Annotated in this window: 21 protein-coding genes; 16 read left to right on the forward strand and 5 right to left on the reverse strand. The window is 48.3% G+C overall.

From position 1 onward, the window contains the following. Positions 1–88: 88 nt before the first annotated feature. Positions 89–793 carry a response regulator transcription factor gene (locus tag BWK47_RS04515; protein WP_010872074.1) on the forward strand — a complete coding sequence of 235 codons (705 nt, stop codon included), beginning with the start codon at positions 89–91 and terminating at the stop codon, positions 791–793. On the opposite strand, the gene BWK47_RS04520 is transcribed toward BWK47_RS04515, so the two are convergent. Next, positions 790–1,764, reverse strand: a complete 975-nt coding sequence (locus BWK47_RS04520) for an alpha-ketoacid dehydrogenase subunit beta (protein ID WP_010872075.1) — start codon at positions 1,762–1,764, stop codon at positions 790–792. The two genes, BWK47_RS04515 and BWK47_RS04520, sit on opposite strands and share 4 nt — an antisense overlap. Before the next feature lie 377 nt (positions 1,765–2,141). Between BWK47_RS04520 and BWK47_RS04525 the strand changes: the two genes are divergently transcribed. From BWK47_RS04525 to zwf, 6 genes are all read left to right on the forward strand, one after another. Beyond that, entirely contained in the window at positions 2,142–2,453 is a 312-nt protein-coding gene (locus BWK47_RS04525; RefSeq protein WP_162327723.1) for a carbon dioxide-concentrating mechanism protein CcmK, read from the forward strand. A 158-nt stretch (positions 2,454–2,611) separates the two neighbouring features. Further along, on the forward strand, positions 2,612–2,950 hold the full coding sequence (locus tag BWK47_RS04530) for a carbon dioxide-concentrating mechanism protein CcmK (RefSeq protein ID WP_010872077.1): 339 nt from the start codon (positions 2,612–2,614) through the stop codon (positions 2,948–2,950). A 59-nt stretch (positions 2,951–3,009) separates the two neighbouring features. After that, positions 3,010–4,125 (forward strand): glycerate kinase, encoded by a 1,116-nt coding sequence (locus BWK47_RS04535; RefSeq protein WP_162327724.1) that lies wholly within the window; start codon positions 3,010–3,012, stop codon positions 4,123–4,125. Between the two features lie 348 nt (positions 4,126–4,473). Further along, positions 4,474–6,366 carry an iron uptake porin gene (locus BWK47_RS04540; protein ID WP_162327725.1) on the forward strand — a complete coding sequence of 631 codons (1,893 nt, stop codon included), beginning with the start codon at positions 4,474–4,476 and terminating at the stop codon, positions 6,364–6,366. Positions 6,367–6,492: 126 nt separating this feature from the next. Further along, positions 6,493–7,431 (forward strand): cysteine synthase A, encoded by a 939-nt coding sequence (cysK, locus tag BWK47_RS04545; RefSeq protein ID WP_162327726.1) that lies wholly within the window; start codon positions 6,493–6,495, stop codon positions 7,429–7,431. Between the two features lie 99 nt (positions 7,432–7,530). Continuing rightward, on the forward strand, positions 7,531–9,060 hold the full coding sequence (gene zwf / locus BWK47_RS04550) for a glucose-6-phosphate dehydrogenase (protein ID WP_162327727.1): 1,530 nt from the start codon (positions 7,531–7,533) through the stop codon (positions 9,058–9,060). A gap of 10 nt (positions 9,061–9,070) precedes the next feature. Here zwf and BWK47_RS04555 read toward each other — a convergent pair whose 3' ends face one another. After that, positions 9,071–9,955: a restriction endonuclease gene (locus BWK47_RS04555; protein ID WP_162327728.1), complete on the reverse strand. Its 885-nt coding sequence runs from the start codon at positions 9,953–9,955 to the stop codon at positions 9,071–9,073. Positions 9,956–10,104: 149 nt separating this feature from the next. Between BWK47_RS04555 and uvrA the strand changes: the two genes are divergently transcribed. Then, a complete protein-coding gene (uvrA, locus tag BWK47_RS04560) occupies positions 10,105–13,017 on the forward strand; it encodes an excinuclease ABC subunit UvrA (protein ID WP_162327729.1) in 2,913 nt (970 codons plus the stop codon). A 185-nt stretch (positions 13,018–13,202) separates the two neighbouring features. On the opposite strand, the gene cobD is transcribed toward uvrA, so the two are convergent. The 3 genes from cobD to BWK47_RS04575 all read right to left on the reverse strand — a co-directional run bounded on the left by cobD (position 13,203) and on the right by BWK47_RS04575 (position 15,755). Then, positions 13,203–14,306, reverse strand: a complete 1,104-nt coding sequence (gene cobD, locus BWK47_RS04565) for a threonine-phosphate decarboxylase CobD (protein ID WP_162327730.1) — start codon at positions 14,304–14,306, stop codon at positions 13,203–13,205. Between the two features lie 13 nt (positions 14,307–14,319). Continuing rightward, entirely contained in the window at positions 14,320–14,622 is a 303-nt protein-coding gene (locus BWK47_RS04570; protein WP_014407089.1) for an HU family DNA-binding protein, read from the reverse strand. 275 nt (positions 14,623–14,897) lie between these two features. Continuing rightward, positions 14,898–15,755, reverse strand: coding sequence for a GNAT family N-acetyltransferase (locus BWK47_RS04575; RefSeq protein WP_162327731.1), 858 nt, complete (start codon positions 15,753–15,755; stop codon positions 14,898–14,900). 167 nt (positions 15,756–15,922) lie between these two features. Between BWK47_RS04575 and BWK47_RS04580 the strand changes: the two genes are divergently transcribed. The 8 genes from BWK47_RS04580 (at position 15,923) to gntT (ending at position 25,417) form a co-directional block, all read left to right on the forward strand. Beyond that, complete coding sequence (locus BWK47_RS04580; protein ID WP_162327732.1) at positions 15,923–17,392, forward strand: glycosyl hydrolase family 57; 1,470 nt, start codon at positions 15,923–15,925, stop codon at positions 17,390–17,392. 98 nt (positions 17,393–17,490) lie between these two features. Further along, positions 17,491–18,927 (forward strand): RecQ family ATP-dependent DNA helicase, encoded by a 1,437-nt coding sequence (locus tag BWK47_RS04585; RefSeq protein WP_162327733.1) that lies wholly within the window; start codon positions 17,491–17,493, stop codon positions 18,925–18,927. 641 nt (positions 18,928–19,568) lie between these two features. Continuing rightward, the gene (locus tag BWK47_RS04590; RefSeq protein ID WP_162327734.1) at positions 19,569–20,438 is read left to right on the forward strand and encodes a glycosyltransferase family 2 protein; all 870 of its coding nucleotides are present in this window, start codon (positions 19,569–19,571) and stop codon (positions 20,436–20,438) included. Positions 20,439–20,506: 68 nt separating this feature from the next. Continuing rightward, a complete protein-coding gene (gene cbiD / locus BWK47_RS04595) occupies positions 20,507–21,655 on the forward strand; it encodes a cobalt-precorrin-5B (C(1))-methyltransferase CbiD (RefSeq protein ID WP_162327735.1) in 1,149 nt (382 codons plus the stop codon). A 77-nt stretch (positions 21,656–21,732) separates the two neighbouring features. Further along, positions 21,733–22,668 (forward strand): NAD-dependent epimerase/dehydratase family protein, encoded by a 936-nt coding sequence (locus tag BWK47_RS04600; RefSeq protein ID WP_162327736.1) that lies wholly within the window; start codon positions 21,733–21,735, stop codon positions 22,666–22,668. A 73-nt stretch (positions 22,669–22,741) separates the two neighbouring features. Continuing rightward, positions 22,742–23,290, forward strand: a complete 549-nt coding sequence (locus BWK47_RS04605; RefSeq protein WP_162327737.1) for a DUF3782 domain-containing protein — start codon at positions 22,742–22,744, stop codon at positions 23,288–23,290. A gap of 111 nt (positions 23,291–23,401) precedes the next feature. Then, entirely contained in the window at positions 23,402–23,887 is a 486-nt protein-coding gene (gene ispF, locus BWK47_RS04610) for a 2-C-methyl-D-erythritol 2,4-cyclodiphosphate synthase (protein WP_162327738.1), read from the forward strand. A gap of 156 nt (positions 23,888–24,043) precedes the next feature. Then, positions 24,044–25,417, forward strand: coding sequence for a guanitoxin biosynthesis MATE family efflux transporter GntT (gene gntT, locus BWK47_RS04615; RefSeq protein WP_237269819.1), 1,374 nt, complete (start codon positions 24,044–24,046; stop codon positions 25,415–25,417). Position 25,418: the final 1 nt, after the last annotated feature.

A 25,418-nucleotide genomic window follows, 5' to 3' on the forward strand; every position in this document is an offset into this window, starting at 1 on the left:
AACAAAACACTGCTTGGTTAGAGTCAGATCCCCCAGGTGGCCACCAAGCTCTAATCTAAATTCTTGCTAGAGTTGAGAAAACATCCCCATGGCCAATATCCTCTTAGTGGACGATGAAAACGCCTTAACGGAACCCTTGAGCAAAGCCCTAGGGCACCAGGGCCATACCATTGACGTGGCTGACCAAGGAAAAACAGGCCTAGCCATGGCGATCGCCGGTCAATATGACTTGTTAATCCTTGATTGGATGTTGCCCCAAGTATCAGGGTTGGAGATTTGTCGTCAAATTAGGATTCTGGGTCATTCAACGCCGGTTTTATTTCTCACTGCCAAAGATACCCTTGATGACCGAGTGGCGGGCTTGGATGCCGGTGGAGATGACTATTTAATTAAGCCCTTTGAACTACGGGAGCTTTTAGCCCGGGTGCGGGCCCTACTGCGGCGACAAAGCCACGGAGAAACCATCACGGAAACCCTGGGTGCAGTCAAAAATAATTTGCTCAGCGTCAACAACGTTAGCCTAGATGTGGCCAATCAGGTGGCCTATTGCCAGGGTCAACGCATTGCCCTTTCGGAAAAGGAAGTGGCGCTGTTAACCCTATTCTTACAAGCTCCCGGACAAATTCTCAGTCACGAAGAGATCTATTCCCACCTTTGGCCCGGCGAAAGCCCCCCCAGTAGTAACGTGCTGGCGGCCCTGGTGCGATTACTGCGGCGCAAAATTGAACAGCCCAATGCCCCCCGCCTGATTAATTCCGTTTATGGCAAGGGGTACTGTTTTGAGGCCAATTAGCCGATGATCGCCTTAACTGCGTCCACAATTTGGGGCGGTTGCACAATGGTCAGCCGTTCCAACATACCGTTGTAGGGAGTGGGAATATCTTGGGAAGAAAGGCGCACCACAGGCCCGTCCAATTCATCAAAGAGATGATCATTGATTAGAGCAATGAGCTCAGCGCCGATGCCTCCGGTTTTCATACATTCTTCGACAATAATGACCCGATGGGTTTTCTTCACCGAAGCGCTGATGGTTTCCATGTCAAAGGGCTTGAGGGAAATCAAATCAATAATTTCCGGGTCGTAGCCTTCTTTTTCCAAAGTTTTTAGTGCCTGTAAACAATGGTGACGCATGCGGGAATAGGTCAAAATAGTGACATCCTTACCGGGACGCACCACTTCGGCTTTATCCAGAGGCACAATATATTCGTAGTCGGGTAAGTTTTCTTTCAAGTTGTACAAAAGTACGTGCTCAAAAAATAACACTGGGTTATTATCCCGAATGGCTGCTTTGAGCAATCCCTTGGCGTTATAGGGGGTGGAGCAAGCCACAATTTTTAACCCCGGCACCGCATGGAAATAGGCCTCCAACCGTTGGGAATGTTCTGCCCCCAATTGCCGACCTACGCCCCCAGGACCACGGATAACCATGGGAATTTGGTAATTGCCGCCGGAGGTATAGCGCAACATCCCCGCATTATTGGCAATTTGGTTAAACGCCAGCAGAAGAAAACCCATATTCATGCCTTCAATGACTGGGCGCAATCCTGTCATGGCCGCCCCGACCGCCATGCCGGTGAAACTGTTTTCGGCGATGGGAGTATCCAGCACCCGCATTTCGCCATACTTCTCGTACAAATCCTTGGTCACCTTATAGGAACCGCCATAGAGTCCCACATCTTCTCCCAGCACAAGGACGTTGACATCCCGTCCCATTTCTTCGTCAAGGGCTTGGCGTAGGGCGGCAAACAGTAGGGTCTCAGCCATGATTTCTGGGGGAAAACTTAGTTTTTAATAACAATTTAGACCGCCGCCGCATCTCTCCTTGTTGGTCCGGTGTAGGCAAACCAAGCAAGGGCGATCGGGGCACAACAATCTAGTATTCTGACACACTGGCTGGCCACCATAGCGGAGATTTTAGTCAGGGGACAAGGGTGGATGTCGATTAGGGCACAAAGGCGAAGGCTATTTATAGTTTTTTACACTAGTCCAAGCAACTAATTACCGTGGTCAACAGCACTAGGACCTTGCAGCTTGATTTGCCCGTGCCATGTTTTTGATAGGATAAAAAGCTAGCTAAGTTGTAATCTTCGCTTGCTTAGTCCGATTGACTGTTTCCATCCGTTTCCCTAGAGGAATTTTCCATGCCCCAGGCCGTTGGCGTGATACAAACCCTTGGCTTTCCCTCCGTTTTGGCCGCTGCCGATGCCATGCTCAAGGGGGGTAGGGTGACCCTGGTGTACTATGACTTGGCCGAGAGGGGGAATTTTGTGGTGGCGATACGGGGCCCAGTATCGGAGGTTAATCTGTCAATGAAGATGGGTCTAGCCGCGGTCAATGAGTCTGTTATGGGGGGAGAAGTTGTCAGCCACTATATTGTGCCCAATCCACCCGAAAATGTACTGGCAGTTTTGCCGGTGGAATACACAGAAAAAGTCGCTCGCTTCCGCACCTGAGGTAGACTTTTCTGCCCTCGTAGTCCGATGTACACCACTTAGCCTATAGTTGACCATGGGATTCTTGCTAATTCCCACCCCGACTAGTCGTTAAGTCGAAGGTTTGGGTTTTATTTATCTGTCCTTTCGTTTTTGCCGCCACTGTCAAGGAGAACAATATGTCCGCCCAATCCGCCGTCGGTTCCATTGAAACCATTGGTTTTCCCGGTATTCTTGCCGCTGCTGATGCCATGGTTAAGGCCGGTAGGATTACCATTGTGGGCTATATTCGGGCAGGGAGTGCTCGTTTCACCCTTAATATCCGTGGCGATGTACAGGAAGTAAAAACTGCCATGGCTGCTGGTATTGATGCCATTAACCGCACGGAAGGGGCAGACGTAAAAACCTGGGTGATTATTCCCCGACCCCATGAAAACGTGGTGGCAGTTCTGCCCATCGATTTTAGTCCTGAAGTGGAGCCTTTCCGGGAAGCAGCAGAAGGTTTAAATCGTCGTTAATTTTTTTGTTGGGAAACTGAGAAGCATAGACGAGATAAGGTAGGTTACTGAATTCCCCAATGCGTCAAATTTTGATTGCACCAGACTCTTTTAAGGGGACGCTTTCCGCTGGTGAGGTTTGCCAGATTGCTCTAGATGTTTTAGCGCCGGAATTTGATTGTATTGCCCATCCCTTGGCTGATGGCGGCGAAGGAACCCTGGAGGCGATCGCCAATAATCTCGACAGCCAATGGCAGACAGTGCGAGTACAGGGCCCATTGCCAGATCAAAAGGTTAATGCCCGTTACGTGTGGTTGTCAGAAAAGAAAACAGCAGTCATTGAAATGGCACAAGCCAGTGGTTTACCCCTGGTATCCCTTGGGGAACGTAATCCGGAAATTGCTACCAGTTACGGCACCGGAGAATTAATTGCCCACGCTGTTAAGCAAGGAGCAACGCAAATTCAATTGGCGATCGGCGGCTCTGCTACCAATGACGCAGGTTTAGGTTTACTAATGGCATTGGGTTGGCAGTTCTTAGATTCTCAAGGTCAGTCCGTCGGTTGGGGAGGGCAAGCCCTGGGTAAGGTTGCCGAAATTATTCCTCCAGTCTTAAATGCTTTTCCTCAGGTAACCGTTTTATGCGATGTGACCAATCCTTTTTATGGTGCTAATGGGGCCGCCCAGGTCTATGCTCCGCAAAAAGGGGCAGATCCAGCTATGGTTCAACGCTTGGATCGAGGTTTGCGTCATTTTGCCCGAGTAGTGCGGGAGTTTGATGGCTTTGAAATTAATTTTCCTCGGGCCGGGGCCGCTGGGGGAATGGGAGGGGGCGTGGCCTGGGCATTGGAGGCAAAGATAGAATCAGGTTTTACGGCGATCGCCAAATTGACCCAGTTGGAACAAGCCATGGCTGGATACGATCTAGTAATTACCGGAGAAGGTTGCTTCGATCATCAATCCCTACAGGGTAAGGTGGTGGGAGGCGTTCTTGAGCTAGCAGAAAAAATCAATAAACCGGCGATCATCGTAGCGGGACAATGCCAATTAAGTCAGACAGTTTTACCTAACGTGCTGAGAATTTTTAGCCTAGTGGGGCCGGATATGCCCCGAGAAAAAGCTTTACAACATCCTCAAACAGCCCTGAGAAAAAGATTGGTTCAAGTGAAACAATACTTAACCCAAAGTCAAAACTGAATTCAGACAAATGCTCCATCATCACGCCGGGAACCATGGCCGGCCTAAAAACTGGCCCTGACTCTAGCCATCACCAAAATAGCAACTATAATCTGTTATTAACCATCAACATCATCGTTCCGTGAGCAGAAGCTGTAGGCGGTTTTTCTTTACCAACACTGATTGTGGTCCTGGCTCCCTGAGCTAGCCCGCAAAACAGACCAATGGCCTTGCTTAGCCTAGCATCTACCATGAATCTAAAGAAAATTGTCAACTTCTCCCACTCTTTCGAAAAAAACGTGTACAATGTGTCACTGAGTATAGGACTTGGTTCCCGTAGTCATTATTAGGTGTGAGGAAAAGCTAAAAATGCTTAAACTATCTTGGAAGTCCCTGTTAGTGAGCCCTGCTGTGATCGGTGCCGCCCTTGTGGCTGGTGCTGCTAATGCTGCTCCCGACAACGTTACGAATGCTCAAGTTTTAGACCAATTAGACCAATACACTGCCGAAGGTCAGTCTTCTGCCATTGATCAAGTAACCAGCGTTAGCGAACTCCGCGATGTGCAACCCACTGCCTGGGCCTATGAAGCGCTCAAGAGCTTGGTGGAACGCTACGGTTGTATCGTTGGTTACCCTGACCGTACCTTCCGTGGCGATCGGGCCCTCAGCCGTTGGGAATTTGCCGCCGGTCTTAACGCCTGTATGAACGTTATGGAACGTTTGATTCAGGAAAACGTGGCTGTTCTCCGAGAGGACATCGACAAACTAAAACGCCTCATGCAGGAATTCGAGGCAGAATTGGCTGCTTTGGGCGCTCGGGTTGATAACCTCGAAGCCCGCACCTCTTTCCTCGAAGACCATCAGTTTTCTACCACCACCAAATTGACCGGGGAAGTAATATTTGCTCCCACCGCCATTTTTGGTACCAAAAAGACTCTCAACAACCAAACCGATAACAACCAAGCGGTATTCCAGAACCGGGTTCGTTTACAGTTCAACACCAGCTTCTCCGGTGAAGACCTGTTGGTCACCCGTCTCGCCGCTGGTAACGGTAATCGCTTCAAGAGCTTCTATCCTACTCAGAATGTTATTGATCCCGAGACCGGTAACCCCATCGGTATTGTAGGTGACTACTATGAAAGCCCCACCTTTACCCAGGTGCACCAGCTTTCCCCCGGCGACAACAACAACGTAGCCGTTGACTGGTTAGCTTACTATGTTCCCTTGGATCTGGGCGAAAACTTCCGTCTCAACAACTACATTGCTGCTTGGGGCGGTATCTGGGATGACTTCGTTCCTACCCTGAACCCCTATTTCGACGACTACACTGGCGGGAAAGGTTCCTTGAGTCAGTTCACCGCCCAGAACCCCATCTACTCCATTGGTGGCGGTACTGGTATAGGTACAAGCCTCGAGTTGGGCTTCCTCAGCAATCTGTTGGGCCCCACTTCCTTGAGCTTGGGTTACTTGGCTAGCACCGGCAACAACCCCAGCAGTGGTGGCTCTGTTACTAACCCTGCCACCGGCAACAATTATGACTTCAGCAGCGGTGGTAACGGTTTGTTTAACGGTGGCTATAGCGCCTTGGCTCAAATTACCACCAACATTTTCGACCGGGTTAGCCTAGGCTTCACCTACGTTAATGCTTACACCACCCCTGATGCCGCTATCTTCGGCAAAGGCGGCACTCAAGGTATTGTCGGTACCACTGCGGCTAACCTCAACCGTTCTGAGTTGAACGATGACTTTGTGAACGGTTTGGGTGTAGGTGCTCCTCCTGTGGATGCAGCTACCTACAACAATAATGTGAGCGGTGGTAGCACATCTGGCAACGTTATCAACCCCTATGACTTTGGTGGTAAGCAAACCAACAGCTATGGCGTTCAAATGGCTTGGAACATTGCCGATTGGCTGAGCTTCAGTGCCTATGGTAGCTACACCAATGTTACTTTGATTGGTAAAGACAACGGTGATATCTGGACCTACGGTGGAGGCTTTGCCTTCCCCGACCTTGGTAAAGAAGGCAACGTTCTTGGCATCTTTGCTGGTGTTCAACCCTATGTTTCCGGTTTCACCAACAATACTTTGGGAACCACCTTTGTAACCACTGCTAATCCTCTGCAAGTTGAATTGTTCTACAAATATCAACTCACCGATAACCTTTCTATAACTCCCGGTGTGATCTGGATTTCCAAGCCTGAACAGACCACGAACGCCACCGACGCCTTCATCGGCACCGTTCGTGGTACCTTCACTTTCTAAGCCTGAGTCCGTCTTCTTAAGGCACTTGTTTGAAAGTTAAACTCTAATAACTCTTTAACCCCGCCTCTGGTGGGGTTTTTCGTTGTAAGATGCAGGCAGATTTCCCTTCTTGGTGGGCCCTTACCTATGAAAATTGCCAGTAATATTACAGAGCTAATTGGCCGTACTCCTCTGGTTCGCCTCAATCGCATTCCCCTATCGGAGGGATGTGGGGCCAAGATTGTGGTTAAGTTGGAGGGGATGAATCCAGCGGCTTCGGTAAAAGACCGCATTGGCATCAATATGATTAATCGGGCAGAACAAGAGGGATTAATTGAACCAGGGAAGACTCTGCTCATTGAGCCCACTTCTGGTAACACCGGCATTGCCCTTGCCATGGTGGCCGCAGCCAAGGGTTACCAATTAATTTTGACGATGCCTGAAACCATGAGCCAAGAACGGCGGGCGATGTTAAAAGCCTATGGAGCAAAACTAGAACTGACCCCGGGGAGTGAAGGGATGGGGGGATGTATTAGAAGAGCCCAAGAATTGGCTGAGAGTTTGCCAAATGCCTATATGTTGCAACAGTTTGATAATCCGGCTAATCCTCAAATTCATCAACAGACTACGGCATTGGAAATTTGGCAAGATACCGATGGAGCCATTGATTTCCTCGTGGCGGGGGTTGGCACTGGTGGGACTATTACCGGGGTGGCTTCTGTGTTAAAAGAAAAAAAACCTAGTTTTCAGGCGATCGCCGTAGAACCCCAAAATAGCCCAGTCTTATCAGGGGGTAAGCCGGGGCCGCATAAAATTCAAGGTATTGGGGCGGGCTTTATTCCCGAAGTGTTAGATGTAAACCTGATTGACGAAGTGATTGCCGTGACCGATGAAGAGGCGATCGCCTACGGTCGTAGATTAGCCAGGGAAGAAGGAATATTATCGGGGATTTCCACTGGAGCAGCTCTGGCGGCGGCCATCAAAGTGGCAAAAAGACCTGCCAATAAAGATAAATTGATTGTCATGATCCAACCCAGTTTTGGGGAAAGATACCTCAGCACTCCCCTATTTCAGGATTTGGACTAGGAAAGGAATTTTTCCTGAAAATTTTGCCGGAAAAAGAAAACTTTTGGGAATTGTGAGTTATTTTAAAGCGTAAGTGGCCACACAATACGAGCATTCCCCATGGTAACGCTACTCGAAAATCCCTTCCGCACTGGACTCCGTCAAGAACGCACTCCAGAACCCCTCATTTTGACCATTTTTGGTGCATCGGGGGACCTTACCCAACGGAAATTGGTGCCAGCCATCTACCAAATGAAACGAGAGCGCCGCTTGCCTCCAGAGTTAACGGTGGTCGGTTTTGCGAGAAGGGACTGGAGCCACGACCATTTTCGTGAGCAGATGCGTAAGGGCATCGAAGAATTTTCCACCGGCATTGGCAGTGAAGACCTGTGGAATGAGTTTGCCCAGGGTTTATTCTACTGCTCTGGCAATATGGATGACCCAGAAAGCTATCTCAAATTGAAAAACTTCCTGGGGGAATTGGATGAAAAACGTAACACCAGAGGCAATCGAGTCTTTTATTTAGCTGTTTCCCCCAACTTCTTTCCCCCGGGTATTAAACAATTGGGGGCAGCGGGTATGCTGAGTGACCCGGTTAAAAGTCGCATTGTGATCGAAAAGCCCTTTGGTCGGGATTTGAGTTCAGCCCAAAGCTTGAACCGGGTAGTGCAGAGTGTCTGCAAAGAAAATCAGGTGTATCGCATAGATCATTACCTGGGCAAAGAAACGGTGCAAAATCTGATGGTGTTCCGCTTTGCCAACGCTATTTTTGAGCCACTGTGGAACCGTCAGTTTGTCGATCATGTGCAAATTACCGTAGCAGAAACGGTAGGGGTAGAAGAACGAGCCGGTTATTACGAATCCGCCGGGGCTTTGCGAGATATGGTGCAGAATCACCTCATGCAACTGTTTTGTCTCACCGCCATGGACCCCCCCAATGCCATTGACGCGGACAGCATTCGCAACGAAAAGGTTAAAGTGTTGCAGGCTACCCGTTTAGCGGATATTAATAATTTGGAAAATGCCGGTATCCGGGGCCAATATAAAGCTGGTTGGATGGGAGGCAAACCAGTGCCGGGTTATCGAGAAGAACCGGGGGTAGATCTGAGTTCCACCACTCCTACCTTTGCGGCCCTCAAACTGATGGTGGATAACTGGCGTTGGCAGGGGGTGCCCTTCTATCTCCGCACCGGTAAGCGCATGCCTAAAAAAGTGAGTGAAATCGCAATTCAATTCCGGCAAGTACCTCTGTTAATTTTTCAATCGGTGGCCCACCAAGCTAATCCCAATGTGTTGAGTCTAAGAATTCAGCCCAATGAAGGTATTTCCCTGCGTTTTGAGGCAAAAATGCCCGGCTCAGAACTGCGTACCCGCACTGTAGATATGGATTTTAGTTATGGTTCATCCTTTGGAGTGGCCGCAGCGGATGCCTATCACCGCCTTTTATTAGATTGTATGTTGGGAGACCAAACCCTGTTCACAAGAGCCGACGAGGTAGAAGAAGCTTGGCGAGTAGTAACTCCGGTGTTGTCGGCTTGGGATGCCCCCAGTGATCCTCTTTCCATGCCCTTGTACGAAGCTGGAACCTGGGAACCAGCAGAGGCAGAATGGTTAATTAATAAAGATGGCCGTCGCTGGCGCCGACTTTAGACTGCAACGGTCATCGAAAGCGATCAAAAAAATCTGTATCAATTTCGTAAACTGTTCTGGGTTTTAAGCCTAGTTCTAGTTGCTCAAACATCTTGATTAACTTGTTGGAATCTACCAATTCTATGGGGGATACTCCGTCCCTTATGGCTTCCCTTTCTGCTTCTTTGGTAAAACTGCCGGTGGTGATCAAAATGCCCTTATCAGCCCGTCCCATCATAGCTCCGCGAAAATCCCTAATTCGTGGTGCTCCCACTGAGCCAGTATAACGCTTACATTGAAATAAAACTGGAATGCTTAACAGGGGATTAATTTGCAAAATGCGTTTGCCATCAATACCTCCATCCCCAGTTTTGCCTGTCACTTCCACCTCTTGAAAACCAGCTTCTCGCAAAAACTGTTTACAAAGATGTTCAAATCCACTGGGAGGTAGAGCTCGTAAAATTTGCAATAGTTTTTCCCGATAATCAACGGTGCTTGGGCTAGTGTCATTATCAGGGGCAGAAATTTCCTCTTCTTGAATTTCCCCATTGGTTTCAGCGGAGTCCACCGATTTTTTATCCTTGAAGCCTCCCTGAACTTCTTTGAAAATAGTGAATGCTTTTTGGTTAGTTACCGTTTCTGATATGCCTTTTTCCGTTAATGTCCACACTCCTCGTTTTGAGGAATCTAAATAGCCTGCTTTTACCAAATAGAACCTAGCCCAGTCAATTTGATTGATTACTCGGGAAGAGCCACTTTTCAGTTTTTCTTCCAACAATTCTTCAGAAATTTGCAGTGTTTCAATGATCAGATTCTTGACTTCAGTGGGAGTGCCAGAATAGCCCAATTCCTTTAAAGCATTCAGTAGTGGAACGAAGTATTGAACAAATTCTGGTCCCCTGGTTGCCTTGGACATTAATGGTTATTTTGATCTAGTTGATTTTGACACTTTAGAAAATTGTATCAGCTCAACATTTCTTGCTCAGCGTAAATGGCGATCGCCAGCCAAGATTAGCAAAGACAGTTTAAAATCGTGAAGAAAAGTTAAGAGCCTTGTCTCCCCCTATGCCCGAACAAAACAGCATCCGTATTCGAGGCGCTAGACAACATAACCTAAAAAATGTGAATCTAGACCTGCCCCGCGATCGCCTGATTGTGTTTACGGGGGTGTCGGGGTCAGGCAAATCTTCCCTAGCTTTTGACACTATTTTTGCAGAGGGACAACGGCGTTATGTGGAATCCCTCAGTGCTTACGCCCGGCAGTTTTTGGGGCAGTTGGATAAGCCTGATGTGGACAGCATCGAAGGGTTGAGTCCGGCTATTTCCATCGATCAGAAATCCACTTCCCACAATCCCCGCTCCACCGTGGGTACGGTAACGGAAATTTACGACTATCTCCGTCTGTTATTTGGCAGGGCTGGCAGTCCCCATTGTCCCCATTGCCAACGCAATATTGCGCCCCAAACCATTGACCAAATGTGCGATCGGGTGATGGAGTTACCGGACAGAACTAAGTTTCAAATTCTTGCTCCGGTGGTAAAGGGCAAAAAAGGGACCCATGTGCAACTACTTTCTAGCTTAGTTTCCCAAGGCTTTGTGCGGGTAAGAATTAACGGCGAAGTGCGAGAATTAAGTGACAATATTGAATTAAAAAAGAACCAAGCCCACACCATTGAAATAGTTATTGATCGCCTGATCAAAAAAGAAGGTTTACAGGAACGATTGGTAGACTCACTCAGTACTTGTTTGAAGCAAGCAGAAGGCACCGCCATTATTGACATTTTGGACAAGCCAACGCTGGCAGTGTTAGATGGAGGTAAAAAAGACGACAAAGAAGCATTAAAAGCGGCAGAAAACGGCCAGGCTTACCATGCAGAGTTACCCAAGGAAATTATCTTTTCAGAAAACTTTGCCTGTCCAGAACATGGGGCGGTGATGGATGAACTTTCCCCCCGCTTATTTTCTTTCAACTCCCCCTACGGTGCTTGTCCCGATTGCCATGGCATTGGCTTTGTGCGGTCTTTTTGCCCAGATTTGGTCATTCCTGATCCCGAAAAACCAGTGTATGCGGCGATCGCCCCCTGGTCAGAAAAAGATAATTCCTATTACTTGTCGTTACTGTACAGTTTAGGACAGCATTTTGATTTTCAGTTACAAACTCCCTGGAAAAAGCTAACCAAAGAGCAAAAGGAAATAATTTTATACGGCACAGAAGAAGAAATTTGGTTTGAAGGGGAATCCCGTTACCGCAATAAACAAGGTTATTATCGTCGTTTTGCTGGAGCATTAAATATCCTGCAAAAAAATTATGATGAAACCAATTCCGATGCTATTAAGCAAAAGTTAGAAAAATATATTATTAATCAACCCTGCCACACCTGTGGCGGCAAAAGGTTAAAGCCAGAAGCATTAGCAGTAAAGCTAGGGCAGTACAACATTAACAATTTAACCAGTGTGCCCATCCGCCAGACCCTGGAACGGATTGAAAATCTAGAGTTGACTTCCCGGCAAGCCATGATTGGGGAATTGGCATTAAAAGAAATCAAAGCCCGTTTGCAATTTCTCCTGGACGTAGGTTTGGATTACCTGACCCTCGACCGGGCCGCCATGACTCTATCTGGCGGAGAAGCCCAACGTATTCGCCTGGCCACCCAAATTGGTTCCGGTCTCACTGGAGTTTTATACGTTTTGGATGAACCGAGCATTGGTTTGCATCAACGGGACAATGATCGTCTGTTGGCCACTCTGACTAAGTTAAGGGATCTGGGTAATACGTTAATTGTGGTGGAGCATGATGAAGATACCATCCGCCACGCTGATTATATTGTTGATATTGGACCGAAAGCGGGTATCCATGGGGGAGAAATTGTCTGTCAAGGGGATTTTCAGACTTTACTAAAAAATCAAAGGTCTCTCACCGGGGCTTACCTATCGGGTCGGGAGGCGATCGCCACTCCGGAGGAACGGAGAAATGGTAACGGAGCCAAGTTAACCCTCCAAGGTTGTTGCCATAATAATTTGCGTAATATTGATGTGACCATTCCCCTGGGCAAACTGGTATGTGTTACGGGGGTATCCGGTTCCGGCAAGTCCACCCTGGTCAATGAACTGCTCCATCCAGCTCTACAACATCACCTTTCCCGCCAAGTGGCCTTTCCCAAGAATTTAGGGGAAATCACCGGCCTCCAGGCGATCGATAAAGTTATTGTCATCGACCAGTCCCCCATCGGCCGCACTCCCCGTTCCAACCCCGCCACCTATACAGGTATTTTTGACCCCATTCGAGAAATTTTCACCCAAACCATTGAAGCCAAAGCTAGGGGTTATAAGCCGGGACAATTTTCTTTCAACGTCAAAGGGGGACGCTGTGAAGCCTGCGCTGGTCAGGGAGTTAACGTGATTGAAATGAATTTTTTGCCCGATGTGTATGTGCAATGTGATGTGTGCAAAGGAGCCAGATATAACCGGGAAACACTGCAAGTTAAATATAAGGGCTACTCCATTGCCGATGTGCTGGCCATGACCACCGAGGAAGCCCTGACAGTGTTTGAGAATATTCCCAGGGCAGTAAATCGCCTGCAAACCTTGGTAGATGTGGGTTTGGGTTATATCAAACTGGGTCAACCGGCCCCCACTTTATCCGGGGGAGAAGCCCAGCGGGTCAAACTAGCTTCCGAGTTATCCCGCCGGGCCACGGGCAAAACTTTATATCTCATTGATGAACCTACCACCGGGCTATCTTTTTACGATGTCCACCATTTACTCAACGTATTGCAACGCTTGGTAGATAAGGGGAATTCTGTTTTAGTAATTGAACATAACCTCGACGTAATCCGCTGTAGTGATTGGATTATTGATCTGGGCCCCGAAGGTGGCGATCGGGGTGGAAAAATTATGGTTACAGGAACGCCGGAAACGGTGGCGCAACATCCAAGTTCTTACACAGGGAAATATTTAGCCAAGGTATTGCCATCCTAATGGCCTCGCCCCGGCTTACAGTCTGCAAAACTTTAGGAATTTGGACATTGTACAGCGGCTCAGTTGCCCTACTCTGCAAGCAGGTTTTTATTATTCCTATTGCTCTTGTATCGGTCTAGGCATTGAACACCTGAAAGCATGGCATGAGGGAGCCACTCCGATCTTTTCAAGATTTATGTATCGAATTAGGAGTAGGTTGTGGCCATGATGGTAGCTAGGGCCTGGGTTAATTTTTGGTTATCTGCCATTGTCCGCACTGCCACTCGGAAAAAATCCTCACCTAATTCGGGAAAACTAAGGCAATCTCGGATTAAGATTTGGAATTTAGTTAATAGTTCCCGTTGGAGTTCTGGAGCGGGCATGGCCGTTTTAACCAGCAAAAAATTAGCTTGACTAGCCAGGGGACATAATCCTGCTAAATTGGCTAAATTCTTCTGCAAAGCGCTGCGGGCAGGGGGTAACCATTGCCAAACCTGTTGACGAAATTCCTCGGCTTCCAAACTGGCGATCGCCGCTGCTTCGGCCAACACATTCACTGGCCAGGGGTCCCGCCAAGCTTGCCATTGAGCTAAAAGATCTGGATGGGCTAGGGCATAACCTAAGCGTAATCCGGGCAAACGATAAAACTTGGTCAAGGAACGGAGAATAATTAAATTGGGATATTTCTCCAAATCCCCCACCAGACTTTGCTCTTCCCCCGGGGGTAAAAAGTCCATAAAAGCTTCGTCCAACAACACCCATTGATAGTGGGGCAGAAGGGCAAGAATTTCCTCCCGAGCTAGTAGAGTGCCGGAGGGATTATGGGGATTATTGAGAATTAAACCGTGGTGTGAGGACTGGATGGCTGAAGTATTGGCAATTTCCGATGGCGATCGTAGTTTTTCCCAAGGCCAGGGTTGATCCACTTGCCAAAGAATGGAGTGTAATTTAGCTCTGGCTCCACGCCAACTGCGGCCATAGTCCCCAAACGCCGGGGTGACCACATAGGTACAGTCCAAGCTAGTAAAGGTACGCCCCGCTAGGGTTAATAATTCCGCTGAACCGTTGCCAGGTAATACCCAATCCATCGGTAACTGATGATAATCGGCGATCACCTGACGAAGATGAATATATTGGGGGTCGGGATAGTGGCGCAGGGCCGGCAAAGCTGACTCAATGGCGGCCAGGACAGAGGCGGGGGGGCCCAAAGGATTAATACTGGCGGAAAAATCTAGTAAAGAAAAAGCTGGACAGCCTGCCATCTGCGCTGCCCAACCCAAATTACCACCGTGGTGGGGTCGCTCAAACAAAGGTCAGTGGCAATTATTTTTTCTCAGGAGCAACTTTATCTTTGAACATTTTGCCTGCGGAGAAAGCCGGCACCTTAGTTGCTGGAATGAGCATTTTATCCCCAGTTTTGGGGTTACGGCCCTCCCGTTCCTTACGTTCCCTGGCTTCAAAGGAACCAAAGCCCACTAGGGTTACTTTTTCCCCTTCGGCCACCACTTCCATGATGCAATCAATGGCGGCTGAAATTACCGCATCTACCTCCTTTTTAGTGATGCTTTCCCCCAGTTGCTCTTTCGCTTTGTCCGTGACCGCATGGACTAATTCGCCTTTATTCATCTGAAAAAATCTCCTTGAGAGTGAGTTTGTTGGAATAGACTCATTTTTTAGGCATTTTCTCCCCATAACAGGGTCATCGGGAGGCTCCACAGCCCGGATAGACACAGAAATTTGGCATTAAAAATCCCTGAAATCCCCGCAGACTGGCTGTTTCACTGCCTTATTCTATGCACAAAGTGTGGAAGTAGGATCACTTTTCCCCACGAATTTTTGCAGTTTTGCGGGATTTTGTCACAATCCTTTACGAAAACTTGGATTTTACCCGGACTTAAAAGTTAACCTAACTCAAAGGATGTAACTCCGTAAATTTTATCTAGGGCGATGGAGGGGGCTTGCCCAGTGTACATTCGAGCAGTTTCAAAAACTACCTGCAGGCTGTATTTCGTTGCTAGAGTGATCGCCGCTTGGTTGGGTTCCGGCACATCTAGGTAAATGGTATTTTCCGCTGCAGGAATTGCTTTTAGAGCTAAAAAGATAATTTCCGCTACCTCTAGAGTATCAGCAAACAGAGGGCCGATTTTGTAACCTACTCGGCAGGGGCGTAGAACGCCATAACCCCGTAAAATCCCATCTTCTTGGTAGGCGATCGCCTGGTGCCCCGATTGATGACACCATGTTCGTAAAAATTCTTCCCTGGGGGCAGGAAAGCATTGATCGTCATAGGCCAATACATCTTCCCAGGCCATGGCATCTTCTAGGGAGACCAGATGGGGGGATGGGGACGATAGGCCGCCGGTAACACCCTGGTAACGAATATTGCGGTAAGCCAGATGAAAACCGGATTTTTGATAATTTGCCTGTTGGGCCAAAACTCCGTCCAAACCGATATTGCAGCCTTGTAAATAGTCCAAAGCCCTTTGCCAAATTTGCCAGCCGTAACCCTGACCTCGATACTCCGGTTTGACAATGTAAAAGCCGATAAAACCAAATTCTTCGTTGTATTTCACCGCCGAAATGGTGGCAATTGGTTCCCCGTCCAATAAACCCACGAAAAATCCCTGGCGATCGCCTTGGTAAAAACAGTCAGCATCTTGGTGACCGGGATTCCAGCCCTCCGCAGCCGCCCAATCCACCGCCAAAGCAATCTCCGCTGCAGTCATCGTTCTGATCAAGTATTTCTGCTCAGTCATCACCTTTAGTCACTATTAACTTCAACGTTTGCTGACTTGGTAAAGGGAATTGTAACCAATGCCGAAACCGCCCCAATGCTAGCATTAACTTGGATTGCCATAGATTTTAATCAATTAAAAACCTCGAATCTTAACAATCATTAACTTACTCACCCTGGGAGAAACTGCGGATGGTATCGATCGCCGAACGGACAAAATTAGACCTACCCCCCATTGCGGGCCAAGAAGCGGAAATACTAGCAGTGGTCAATGACCATAAGTCGGTATTTTTGGAGCAGACAAATTTACGGCTAGAAGATTTACAATCGGCCTGTGCCTGCGCTCTGCATATGCATCAACCAAGTATTCCTGCTGGGCAAGATGGGGCATTGATTTCCAATCTGCAGTATATGTTTGAGCATCCTGGGGAAGGGGATAACCATAACGCCGATCCCTTTGCGTGGTGTTACCGTCGGTTGGGGGAAATTATTCCTCGTTTAGTGGCGGAAGGTTGCAATCCCCGCATCATGTTGGACTATTCTGGCAATTTGCTCTGGGCGTTCCAGCAAATGGGCCGCAACGACATCCTTGATGACCTGAAACGGTTAGCCTGTGATGCCCAATATCAGCCCTATGTGGAATGGTTGGGAACCATGTGGAGCCATGCGGTGGCCCCTTCCACCCCCATCCCCGATTTGAAGCTACATATGTTAGCGTGGCAACAACACTTTGCTGATATTTTTGGTCTGGAAGCATTACAACGGGTGAAAGGTTTCTCGCCCCCGGAAATGCATTTACCCAACCATCCTGATACTTTGTTTGAGTATGTTAAAGCCCTAAAAGAATGCGGTTACCGTTGGTTGATGGTGCAGGAACATTCCGTGGAAAACCTCGATGGTAGTGGCCTTTCCGGTGATCAAAAATATGTCCCCAACCGCTTAGTGGCCCGCAACTCCCGGGGAGAAACGGTGAGCATTGTCGCTCTCATTAAAACCCAAGGTTCCGACACCAAGTTAGTGGCCCAAATGCAGCCCTATTACGAGGCCTTAGGGCGGGGTAAACAACCTGTGGGCAATCACCACATTCCTGCCTGTGTCACCCAAATTGCCGATGGGGAAAATGGCGGCGTCATGATGAACGAATTTCCCCCTGCCTACGAGCAAGCGACTCGCAAAATGGCGGAAAATGGCGGTCAATCCGGCACGGTGGCCATAAATGGCACAGAATATTTAGAACTACTGGAAGCGGCCGGCGTGCAAGAGTCCGATTTCCCCGCGATCCAAGCCATTCAACAACACAAAATTTGGCAACGGGTTAATCCCGATTCCCCCAGCCATGAACAGGTGGAAAATGCGATCGCCGAATTGAAAGCTACCGACCACCAATTTGGGATGGATGGAGCCTCTTGGACCAATGATTTAAGTTGGGTACAGGGCTATGAAAACGTGCTGGAACCCATGAACCAACTGAGCGCCAAATTTCACCAAAAATTCGATCGCTTAGTGGCGGAAGATCCCAGCGTTACCCAACGGGAGGATTATCAAAACGCTCTGCTATATCTGTTATTAGTGGAAACTAGTTGCTTCCGTTATTGGGGCCAAGGCACCTGGACTGATTATGCCCGGGAATTGTACCGTCGGGGGGAAGAAGCTTTAGCTTAATTTTTCCGGTTTACTGGGGACAATAAGCTTGGACATAGTTAGGTAAAATTTGACCAACTTTGCAGTCTCCCGGTAAATCATCAATCCCATTGCCTGCCATGGCTGATCGCCAATCGTTGGAAGAAGCCCTCCGTCGAATTTGGGGCTATGACCATTTTCGCTATCCCCAGGGAGAAGTAATTGATTGCCTATTGGCCGGGCGGGATTGTCTGGTGGTACTGCCCACCGGAGGGGGAAAGTCTATTTGCTTCCAACTACCGGCATTGCTGGGGGAAGGACTAACCCTGGTGGTCTCACCCTTGGTGGCTTTGATGGAAGACCAGGTGCAAAGTTTACGGAGGCAAAACCTGCCCGCCGCCTGTCTCCATAGCCAACTGAGTCGCCCCGAAAGAAAACAAGTGTTATACCAATTGGGGCAACAGCAACTAAAGCTCCTTTACCTTTCCCCAGAAACATTACTGAGTGAGCCAGTCTGGAATTTGCTCCGGCAACCCCAGGTCAAATTACAGGGAATCATGCTCGATGAAGCCCATTGTTTGGTGCAGTGGGGAGATAGTTTTCGTCCTGCCTACCGTCGTTTGGGAGCCCTGCGTCGGGGATTAGGCCGAGACAAGGGCCAGATTCCCCTGGCCGCCTTCACCGCCACAGCCGATCGCCAGCAACAGAATTTGATCGTAGAAGGATTGAATTTGCGATCGCCGGAGTGTTTTCAGATGAGCCCCCATCGCCCCCAACTACATCTGAAGGTCAAAATGGTGCTGAGTGAATATTGCCGCCGGCAACAATTACGGCGTTTTTTGCTCAGGCATCTCCAGGAAAGCGGTTTGATTTACGTCCGTACCCGCACCATGGCCATCAACTTAGCCCAATGGTTGCAGGAACGGGGCTTTGACAGCGAAGCTTACCATGGCGGTTTGGGGCCCCACCAACGACGACAGTTGGAACAAAAATGGTTAACGGGGCAAATTTCTTCGGTGGTTTGCACCAATGCCTTTGGCCTGGGCATAGACAAGCCCGATACCCGTTGGGTGTTACATTACCAAGCTCCCCTGATGTTGATGGATTATCTCCAGGAAGTGGGACGGGCCGGACGGGATTTGCAACCAGCAGAATGTCTCACCTTAGTTAGTGAACCCACCGGTTGGCTAGATTCCGGCGATCGCCAATTACGCCAGTATTTTCTGAGTCAAGCCAGCAAATGTCTCCAACGAGCGGAGGTCTTGAGTAAACAAATTTCATCCCAGGGTAACCTAGGAGAACTAAAACCCCATTTTCCCGATGTAGAAATGGCTCTAGCGTGGCTCCACCGTCGGGGTCATTTAAAGTGGTTAGATCCCTTTAACTACCGCATTACCCCCGGCCATAACCAGGCTAATCCTCTGCAGGAATTGAAAAGCCAGTACCGCCTTATGACCCAATACCTGACCACTTCCCGTTGTCGTTGGCAAACCATTTTGGCTGCCTTTGGCGACAATTCTCCGGCGGCGGAGCAACCCTGTGGCACCTGTGATAATTGTTTAGCTAAACGTCAGTAATTTCAATTGAATAAGGTTAAATAAATTATGTAGAAGAAGTATCAGTGTGAAATGCTGTGAAGTTTTGAGAATTTAGCGGAATTTTACACAAACAAATGCTAATATCAAACCAATTTTGAATAAAAGGCTAAATTCAATGGTTTTAAGTCGGGATAAATGCAATTCGACGAGTAAACTTTTCAGCATCAAAAAACGAATCAGTCATTTTTCGCTAATTTTTTTACCGATAATTTCTATAGTTACAACGGGGGGTGGAGAATCCGTTAGTGCAGCTCCGTTTAATGGCTGTAATGGCTCTGATTGTGTACAGCATAACTTGCAAACTCAAGCAGCTTGCGTTCAAGTAGGCACAGAATCGGCTCCCAACGCACCGGTGGGTCCAGGGCCAGGCTGGGCAAAAGGACTAAATACGGAGATTGATCAAAATATTTTGAAAGGTAATGTTGTTGCCTACAAAATACAGTGGTCTAGTGGGTGGTCAGGATGGTTTGTAACTGGGGTTAATGATTTAGATATAAAATTTAATACCGATTCAGGTAATATGCGGCGAATGTGGTCCTATTTTACCGACCATAGGCATCTATATATTCTCTGTAAACAGCCTTAAATTTAGACAGTTATCATCTTTCTTGCCCTGCACCATGATTGATCAGCCCCTAGTAAGCATCATTATTCCCGCCTACCGGGCTGAAAACACCATTGCTTTTACCGTTCGCAGTGTGTTGGCCCAGACCTATGACCATTGGCAGGTGGCCATTGGTGTAGATGACCAGGTAGATTATCTGCAACTATTAGCGGCCCAGGGCATTAATGACCCCAGGCTAAAACAAGTTTTTACCGGTGGCATTGGTAGTGGGGAGGCGATCGCCAGAAATACGGCGGTGAGTATTTGTGACGGGGAGATTTTAGCCAACTTAGATGCGGACGATGCCTTTGCTCCCGATCGCCTGGAAAAATTAGTGCCCCTAGCGGAACAATATGGCGTGGCGATCGATAACACTGGGGTTTATAACAGTGAGCTAGTTTTGTATAAGCAACCCTTTCCCCAACGGCAAGAACTGAGCTTTGCCACGGCGGCGGATATTCTTAGCCCCCGCATTCCCTTTTTTCCAGTTTTTCAACGACAATTTTTAGGAACTGGCTGGACGAAGGTGCCTTTTGCGGCGGATGTACTTTTCAATTTAGAGCTATTGAGTCGCACGGAAAAAGTGGCGATTCACCCCCACCCTCTTTATCGCTACTACAAACGGGACAATTCCATTACCCAATCCGCCAATGCTTTTGAGACTGCGGAAAAAGCCTATCTAACTATTTTGTCCTTGTTAGACGAAGGCGCTTTGACTTTAACCGATGCAATTCGTCAGGCGGCCTGGCAAGAATTTAGTGAAAATTTAGCTTTAAATAAAGTTTTTCGTCGCTACATGGAAGAAGGTCGTTGTCAAAATCTAGAACAATTTTTAGATATGACAAATAATGGGCAGCAAATTGAGTTTATTTCCAATCACAGCTAAATTAATTTTTCTAGTGATTATCTGAATGATCGCCCTATTTTTTTGTAATTAATCAGTAGTGAGAAAATTTGTCTCAGTCTATCTCTGCCCAATCCGGTTATACCTTACCCGTGTTTGCCTGTGCGTCGGCGATCGCCGCTGTGGAGACCTTGTTAAAAGGTAATTGTCCTGACGTGGTTAGGTTAGATTTATTGGAACCCGCCGTAACGGCAGAAATCCCGGTTGAACAGGGAGCCTTACTGGGGCGGCACAGAGCCCTGGCCATCACCCGCAGTGAACCGGGCAATAACTTGGATTTAACCCGCTATACCCCCGTTTGGGCGGAAGTGGAATTTACCCCAGGGGAAGGAAAACTGATTATTCAAGGGGGAGAAGGCATTGGCAAACAGCTTGACAGGGAAGGCCAAGCCGCCATTTACAGCTATGCCCAACGGTTATTAAGACATCATTTGCAGCCGTACATAAGTGGAGATCAAACTCTGATGGTTTCCTTAATTTTGCCCCTGGGTCGAACCTTAGCCACTCGCACATCCAATGCAGCTTTTGGGGTGGTGGAAGGTCTATCTTTATTAGGTACCAGTGGCATTGCCCAACCCCTCAGCGCTCCGGAGCAACTAGCGGAGTTTCAACAGCATTTGACTAGTGCGGCTCAACAACACCAATGCTTAGTATTTTGCTTGGGGGAAAACGGTTTAGACTTAGCTCGGCAATGGGGAGTACTTTCAAGCCAAATGATAAAAACGGCCAATTGGTTGGGCTCTCTTTTAGTATCGGCAGCGGTAGCTGAGGCACAGGAAATCTTGCTATTGGGTTACCACGGCAAATTGATCAAACTGGCTGGGGGAATTTTCCACACCCATCACCATTTAGCGGATGGCCGTCTGGAAATTCTTACGGCCCAAGCTGTACAAGCGGGCTTACCCTATCCTCTGGTGCAGGAACTTGGCCAAGCACCCACCACGGAAGCGGGATTGAAGTTATTGCGTCATTGGCAAACGGAGCAAAATTGTCCTTGGGTTAGCAAAATTTACCAAGCCATGGCGGACACCATCGATCGCCGTTCGGAGGAGTATGTTTATAGAGTTAGTCAACGCCGGCTGAAAGTGGGCAGTTTACTGTTTGATGGCGATCGCCAACCGGTGGTAATTAGTACCCAGGGCCAGGCCATGGCAGATAAATTGGGACTGACCATACCGGAAACTTCCCTTCCTGCCTAAACAAAACGCCACGATCCCGGGGAGGCACAGCCTAGGGGATAATGGGACAGTTGCCATTTGGAGGGAGACAGTAGACCATGCGCATTTTAATTATGGGGGGAACCCGTTTCATCGGTATCCATCTCTGCCGAGTGCTGGTGGCCCAAGGTCATGAAGTGGTGCTATTTAATCGGGGTAATCGCCCTGACCCCGTCAATGGCCTGGCTCAAATCCATGGCGATCGCCGGGTCGCTGAACAGTTGCGCGAAAAACTAGAGAAAGAAGAATTTGACGTAATTTTTGACAACAACGGTCGGGAGTTGAGCGACACCCAGCCCCTAGTGGATTTATACAACGGTCGGGTCAAACAATTTGTTTACATGAGCTCTGCCGGTGTATATCAGGCCTCTTCCCAAATGCCCCACCGGGAGACCGACGCGGTGGATCCCCAGAGTCGCCACAAGGGCAAATTTGAAACGGAACGTTATCTTGCCCAGAGCGGCATTCCCTGGACCGCCATCCGCCCCACCTATATTTACGGCCCCCACAACTACAATGCCCTCGAATCCTGGTTTTTTGACCGTTTAGTGCGGGGTCGAGCCATTCCCATCCCCGGCAACGGTCAATACATCACCCAACTGGGCCACGTGGAAGATTTGGCGATCGCCATGGCTAAAACCATCGTTACTCCAGCGGCGATCGGGCAGATTTATAACATCTCCGGCGATCGATACGTCACCATGAATGGGCTGGCCCAAGCCTGTGCCACCGCAGCGGGCATTGATCCCCAGGGAGTTAAATTGGTTCACTATAATCCCAAGGACTTTGACTTTGGCAAACGAAAAGCTTTTCCCCTGCGGCAACAACACTTTTTTGCCGACATTCAAAAAGCCCAAGACCATTTAGATTGGCATCCCAATTATGATTTAGTAGAAGGCTTAAAAAATAGCTTTCAACTGGATTATCTGCCGTCCGGTAAGGGGGAAGAAAAAGGAGATTTTGACCTGGACGAGCAAATCCTGGCATTCAGTTAACTTAGTTTACCCAATGCCAATATTCACAACATTTTGATCAGTTAACTATTACTGAGAGTAAAGGAAGAACATAATGGCCACCACTGCCGACGAAGTTTGGGCCCTACTGGGGGAGTTAATTAAGTCCCAAAAAGAAACTGATCGCAGTATGCAACAAACTGATCGTCAAATCAAAGAACTGGGAAAACAAATTGGTGGGTTAGGGAAAAAATTTGGTAGTTTTACCGAAGGCTTGGCCTTGCCTTCCATGGAGCGCATTCTACAGGAGCGTTTTGGCATGGAAATTATCAGTCCTAGTGTTAGAGCCAGCAAAGGAAGGCAACACCTAGAAATTGACGTTCTAGCCTATGCCAACAGTGACATTAATACTGCTTACGTGGTGGAAGTAAAAAGCCATCCCAGAGAAGAGTCCATTACCCAACTAAAAAATTTGCTCCAGAAGTTTCGTACCTTCTTTCCTGAACACAAAGATAAAAAGTTGTACGGCATTCTGGCGGCGGTGGATTGGTCAGATGACTTAAAGGAGCAGGCGTTACGGGAGGGTTTATATGTAGCCCGTATCCACGATGAGGTTTTTGAGTTGGCAGAGACTCCGCCTGATTTTGAGCCTAAACTTTGGTAAAGATCTAGCAGATCAACCGGCTTTTTCGGGGGTTATTCAAGTAACTCTTAGTAGGCGAATTATTCTCCATTTGCTCAATTTATTTAGATTATTTAAACTCACTAAATTTCTATGACTGCTCTCCGCATTGGCAACGGCTACGATATCCACCGTCTCGTAGGCGATCGCCCCTTGATTTTGGGGGGAGTTACTATTGCCCACCATTTAGGACTGGATGGCCACAGCGATGCCGACGTGCTGACCCACGCTTTAATGGATGCCCTGCTGGGAGCGTTGAGTTTGGGAGACATTGGCCACTACTTTCCCCCCAGCGATGCCCGGTGGCAGGGAGCCGATAGCCTCAAACTTTTGGCTCAGGTGCATCAATTAATCCTTGAACGGGGTTGGCGAATCAATAATCTGGATAATGTGATTGTGGCAGAACAACCCAAACTTAAACCCCACATCCAGGCCATGAAGGAAAATTTAGCCAAAGTTTTGGCCATTGATCCAGATTTAATTGGCATTAAAGCTACTACCAACGAGCGTTTGGGCCCCACGGGAAGGGAGGAAGGCATTGCCGCCTACAGCGTGGCTTTGTTAATCAAAGAAGGGTAAACACCGGACCATGGGATAGAAGATTCTTGTCCTATCCAGGCCACTGGTAAAGGTTGTTACGGTTTGCCTGTTGCAAAATGTGAGAAGAGCAGTCTAATCTGCCCTGTGAATTTTGACCGCATTTTTGCTTGGCCGCTGACCAGTTTAGAAGTCTTTATGAATCTTGCCCTGCCTAGCCAGTATCAGTTCCTACCCCGTTTTTTTCGCCTAGCCACCATTGCTGTCCTTTCCAATATGATGGTGCCCTTAGCTGGGTTAGTGGACACCGCTTTTTTGGGCCATCTGGAAGACATTGATTATTTAGCAGGGGTGATCCTCGGCTCGATTTTGTTTGATTACCTCTACCGGGTCTTAAAATTTTTGCGCACCAGCACCACGGCCCTCACGGCCCAGGCAGTGGGGGAAGAAGACCAGGCGGAGGTATGGGTGGCGGGACTAAGAAGTGCCTTGGTAGCCCTATTGTTGGGTTTGGGCATTTTAGCCTTGCAATATCCCTTGCAAAAATTCGGTTTTGCCCTGTTAACTGGGGCTCCAGGGGTGGAGCAGTCGGGTATGGACTATTTTTACGGCCGGATTTGGGGGGCTCCGGCGGTGCTGCTCAATTTTGTTATCTTGGGCTGGCTATTGGGACAAGAACGCAATGGTTTAGTTTTGCTGATTTCCCTGGTGGCTAATTTTTCCAACGTTGGTCTGGACTATTTGATGATTAACCGTTGGGGGTGGGCTAGTGCGGGGGCCGGTTGGGCCACTGCCAGTAGTCAGTATTTAGCTCTGGCCCTAGGTTTGATCTCCATTGTGGTTCTAGCCCAAGGGGAAAAAGAGAAGGGAGAGTTTAAAGCGGCGATCGCCAAATTATCGGACTGGGGAGCGTTGCGGGCCACCATTGCTCTGAAAGGGAACATCTTGATCCGTTTTGTGATTTTAATCACCACCTATTCTTTGTTTACTAATATCAGTTCCAGCTTTGGCACGGAAGTCTTGGCCCAAAACGGTCTGCTGTTACAAATTGCCCTGCTTAGCCAATTCACCATCCAAGGGGTGGGCATGACCAGCCAAACCCTGACTGGTAATTTCAAGAGTAAAGGAGAATATCAATTGTTATTGCCGGTTTTACTCACCGCCATCGTCACCACCCTATTAATGGCCCTGGGCTTTGCCACCGTGGCGATCGTGTTCCCGGAAACCGTCTTTGGACTGTTGACCAACCACGCAGAAATTAACGACAGCGTCCGGAGTTACACCATCTGGCTAATCCCTCTGTTGGAAAGCACCGCCCTAGCTTTTATGCTCGAAGGCTACTTCATTGGCCTCAAAGCATCCCGACCCCTCAGGAATGCAGTGCTCTTTGCCTTTTTTCTTGTTTATCTACCCTTTCTTGGTCTAGCCATCTGGCAACAAAGCAACAACCTCCTCTGGTTTTCCCTGGTTTCCTACATGCTAGGACTAGTGGTTTATCTGGGCTGGCAATTGCTAACCCATTTTTCCCCCCAAGTTCTAGCCCTACAAGGTAAACAGGCTAGTTCAAGTTAGG

The sequence above is a fragment of the Synechocystis sp. CACIAM 05 genome, from assembly GCF_010222815.1.
Classification (GTDB): domain Bacteria; phylum Cyanobacteriota; class Cyanobacteriia; order Cyanobacteriales; family Microcystaceae; genus Synechocystis.

Bases quoted from the DNA above. Each gene is read 5' to 3' on its own strand.
- BWK47_RS04515 (WP_010872074.1), top strand. From the start codon at position 89: ATGGCCAATATCCTCTTAGTGGACGATGAAAACGCCTTAACGGAACCC.
- BWK47_RS04520 (WP_010872075.1), bottom strand. From the start codon at position 1,764: ATGGCTGAGACCCTACTGTTTGCCGCCCTACGCCAAGCCCTTGACGAA.
- BWK47_RS04525 (WP_162327723.1), top strand. From the start codon at position 2,142: ATGCCCCAGGCCGTTGGCGTGATACAAACCCTTGGCTTTCCCTCCGTT.
- BWK47_RS04530 (WP_010872077.1), top strand. From the start codon at position 2,612: ATGTCCGCCCAATCCGCCGTCGGTTCCATTGAAACCATTGGTTTTCCC.
- BWK47_RS04535 (WP_162327724.1), top strand. From the start codon at position 3,010: ATGCGTCAAATTTTGATTGCACCAGACTCTTTTAAGGGGACGCTTTCC.
- BWK47_RS04540 (WP_162327725.1), top strand. From the start codon at position 4,474: ATGCTTAAACTATCTTGGAAGTCCCTGTTAGTGAGCCCTGCTGTGATC.
- cysK (WP_162327726.1), top strand. From the start codon at position 6,493: ATGAAAATTGCCAGTAATATTACAGAGCTAATTGGCCGTACTCCTCTG.
- zwf (WP_162327727.1), top strand. From the start codon at position 7,531: ATGGTAACGCTACTCGAAAATCCCTTCCGCACTGGACTCCGTCAAGAA.
- BWK47_RS04555 (WP_162327728.1), bottom strand. From the start codon at position 9,955: ATGTCCAAGGCAACCAGGGGACCAGAATTTGTTCAATACTTCGTTCCA.
- uvrA (WP_162327729.1), top strand. From the start codon at position 10,105: ATGCCCGAACAAAACAGCATCCGTATTCGAGGCGCTAGACAACATAAC.
- BWK47_RS04570 (WP_014407089.1), bottom strand. From the start codon at position 14,622: ATGAATAAAGGCGAATTAGTCCATGCGGTCACGGACAAAGCGAAAGAG.
- BWK47_RS04580 (WP_162327732.1), top strand. From the start codon at position 15,923: ATGGTATCGATCGCCGAACGGACAAAATTAGACCTACCCCCCATTGCG.
- BWK47_RS04585 (WP_162327733.1), top strand. From the start codon at position 17,491: ATGGCTGATCGCCAATCGTTGGAAGAAGCCCTCCGTCGAATTTGGGGC.
- BWK47_RS04590 (WP_162327734.1), top strand. From the start codon at position 19,569: ATGATTGATCAGCCCCTAGTAAGCATCATTATTCCCGCCTACCGGGCT.
- BWK47_RS04600 (WP_162327736.1), top strand. From the start codon at position 21,733: ATGCGCATTTTAATTATGGGGGGAACCCGTTTCATCGGTATCCATCTC.
- BWK47_RS04605 (WP_162327737.1), top strand. From the start codon at position 22,742: ATGGCCACCACTGCCGACGAAGTTTGGGCCCTACTGGGGGAGTTAATT.
- ispF (WP_162327738.1), top strand. From the start codon at position 23,402: ATGACTGCTCTCCGCATTGGCAACGGCTACGATATCCACCGTCTCGTA.
- gntT (WP_237269819.1), top strand. From the start codon at position 24,044: ATGAATCTTGCCCTGCCTAGCCAGTATCAGTTCCTACCCCGTTTTTTT.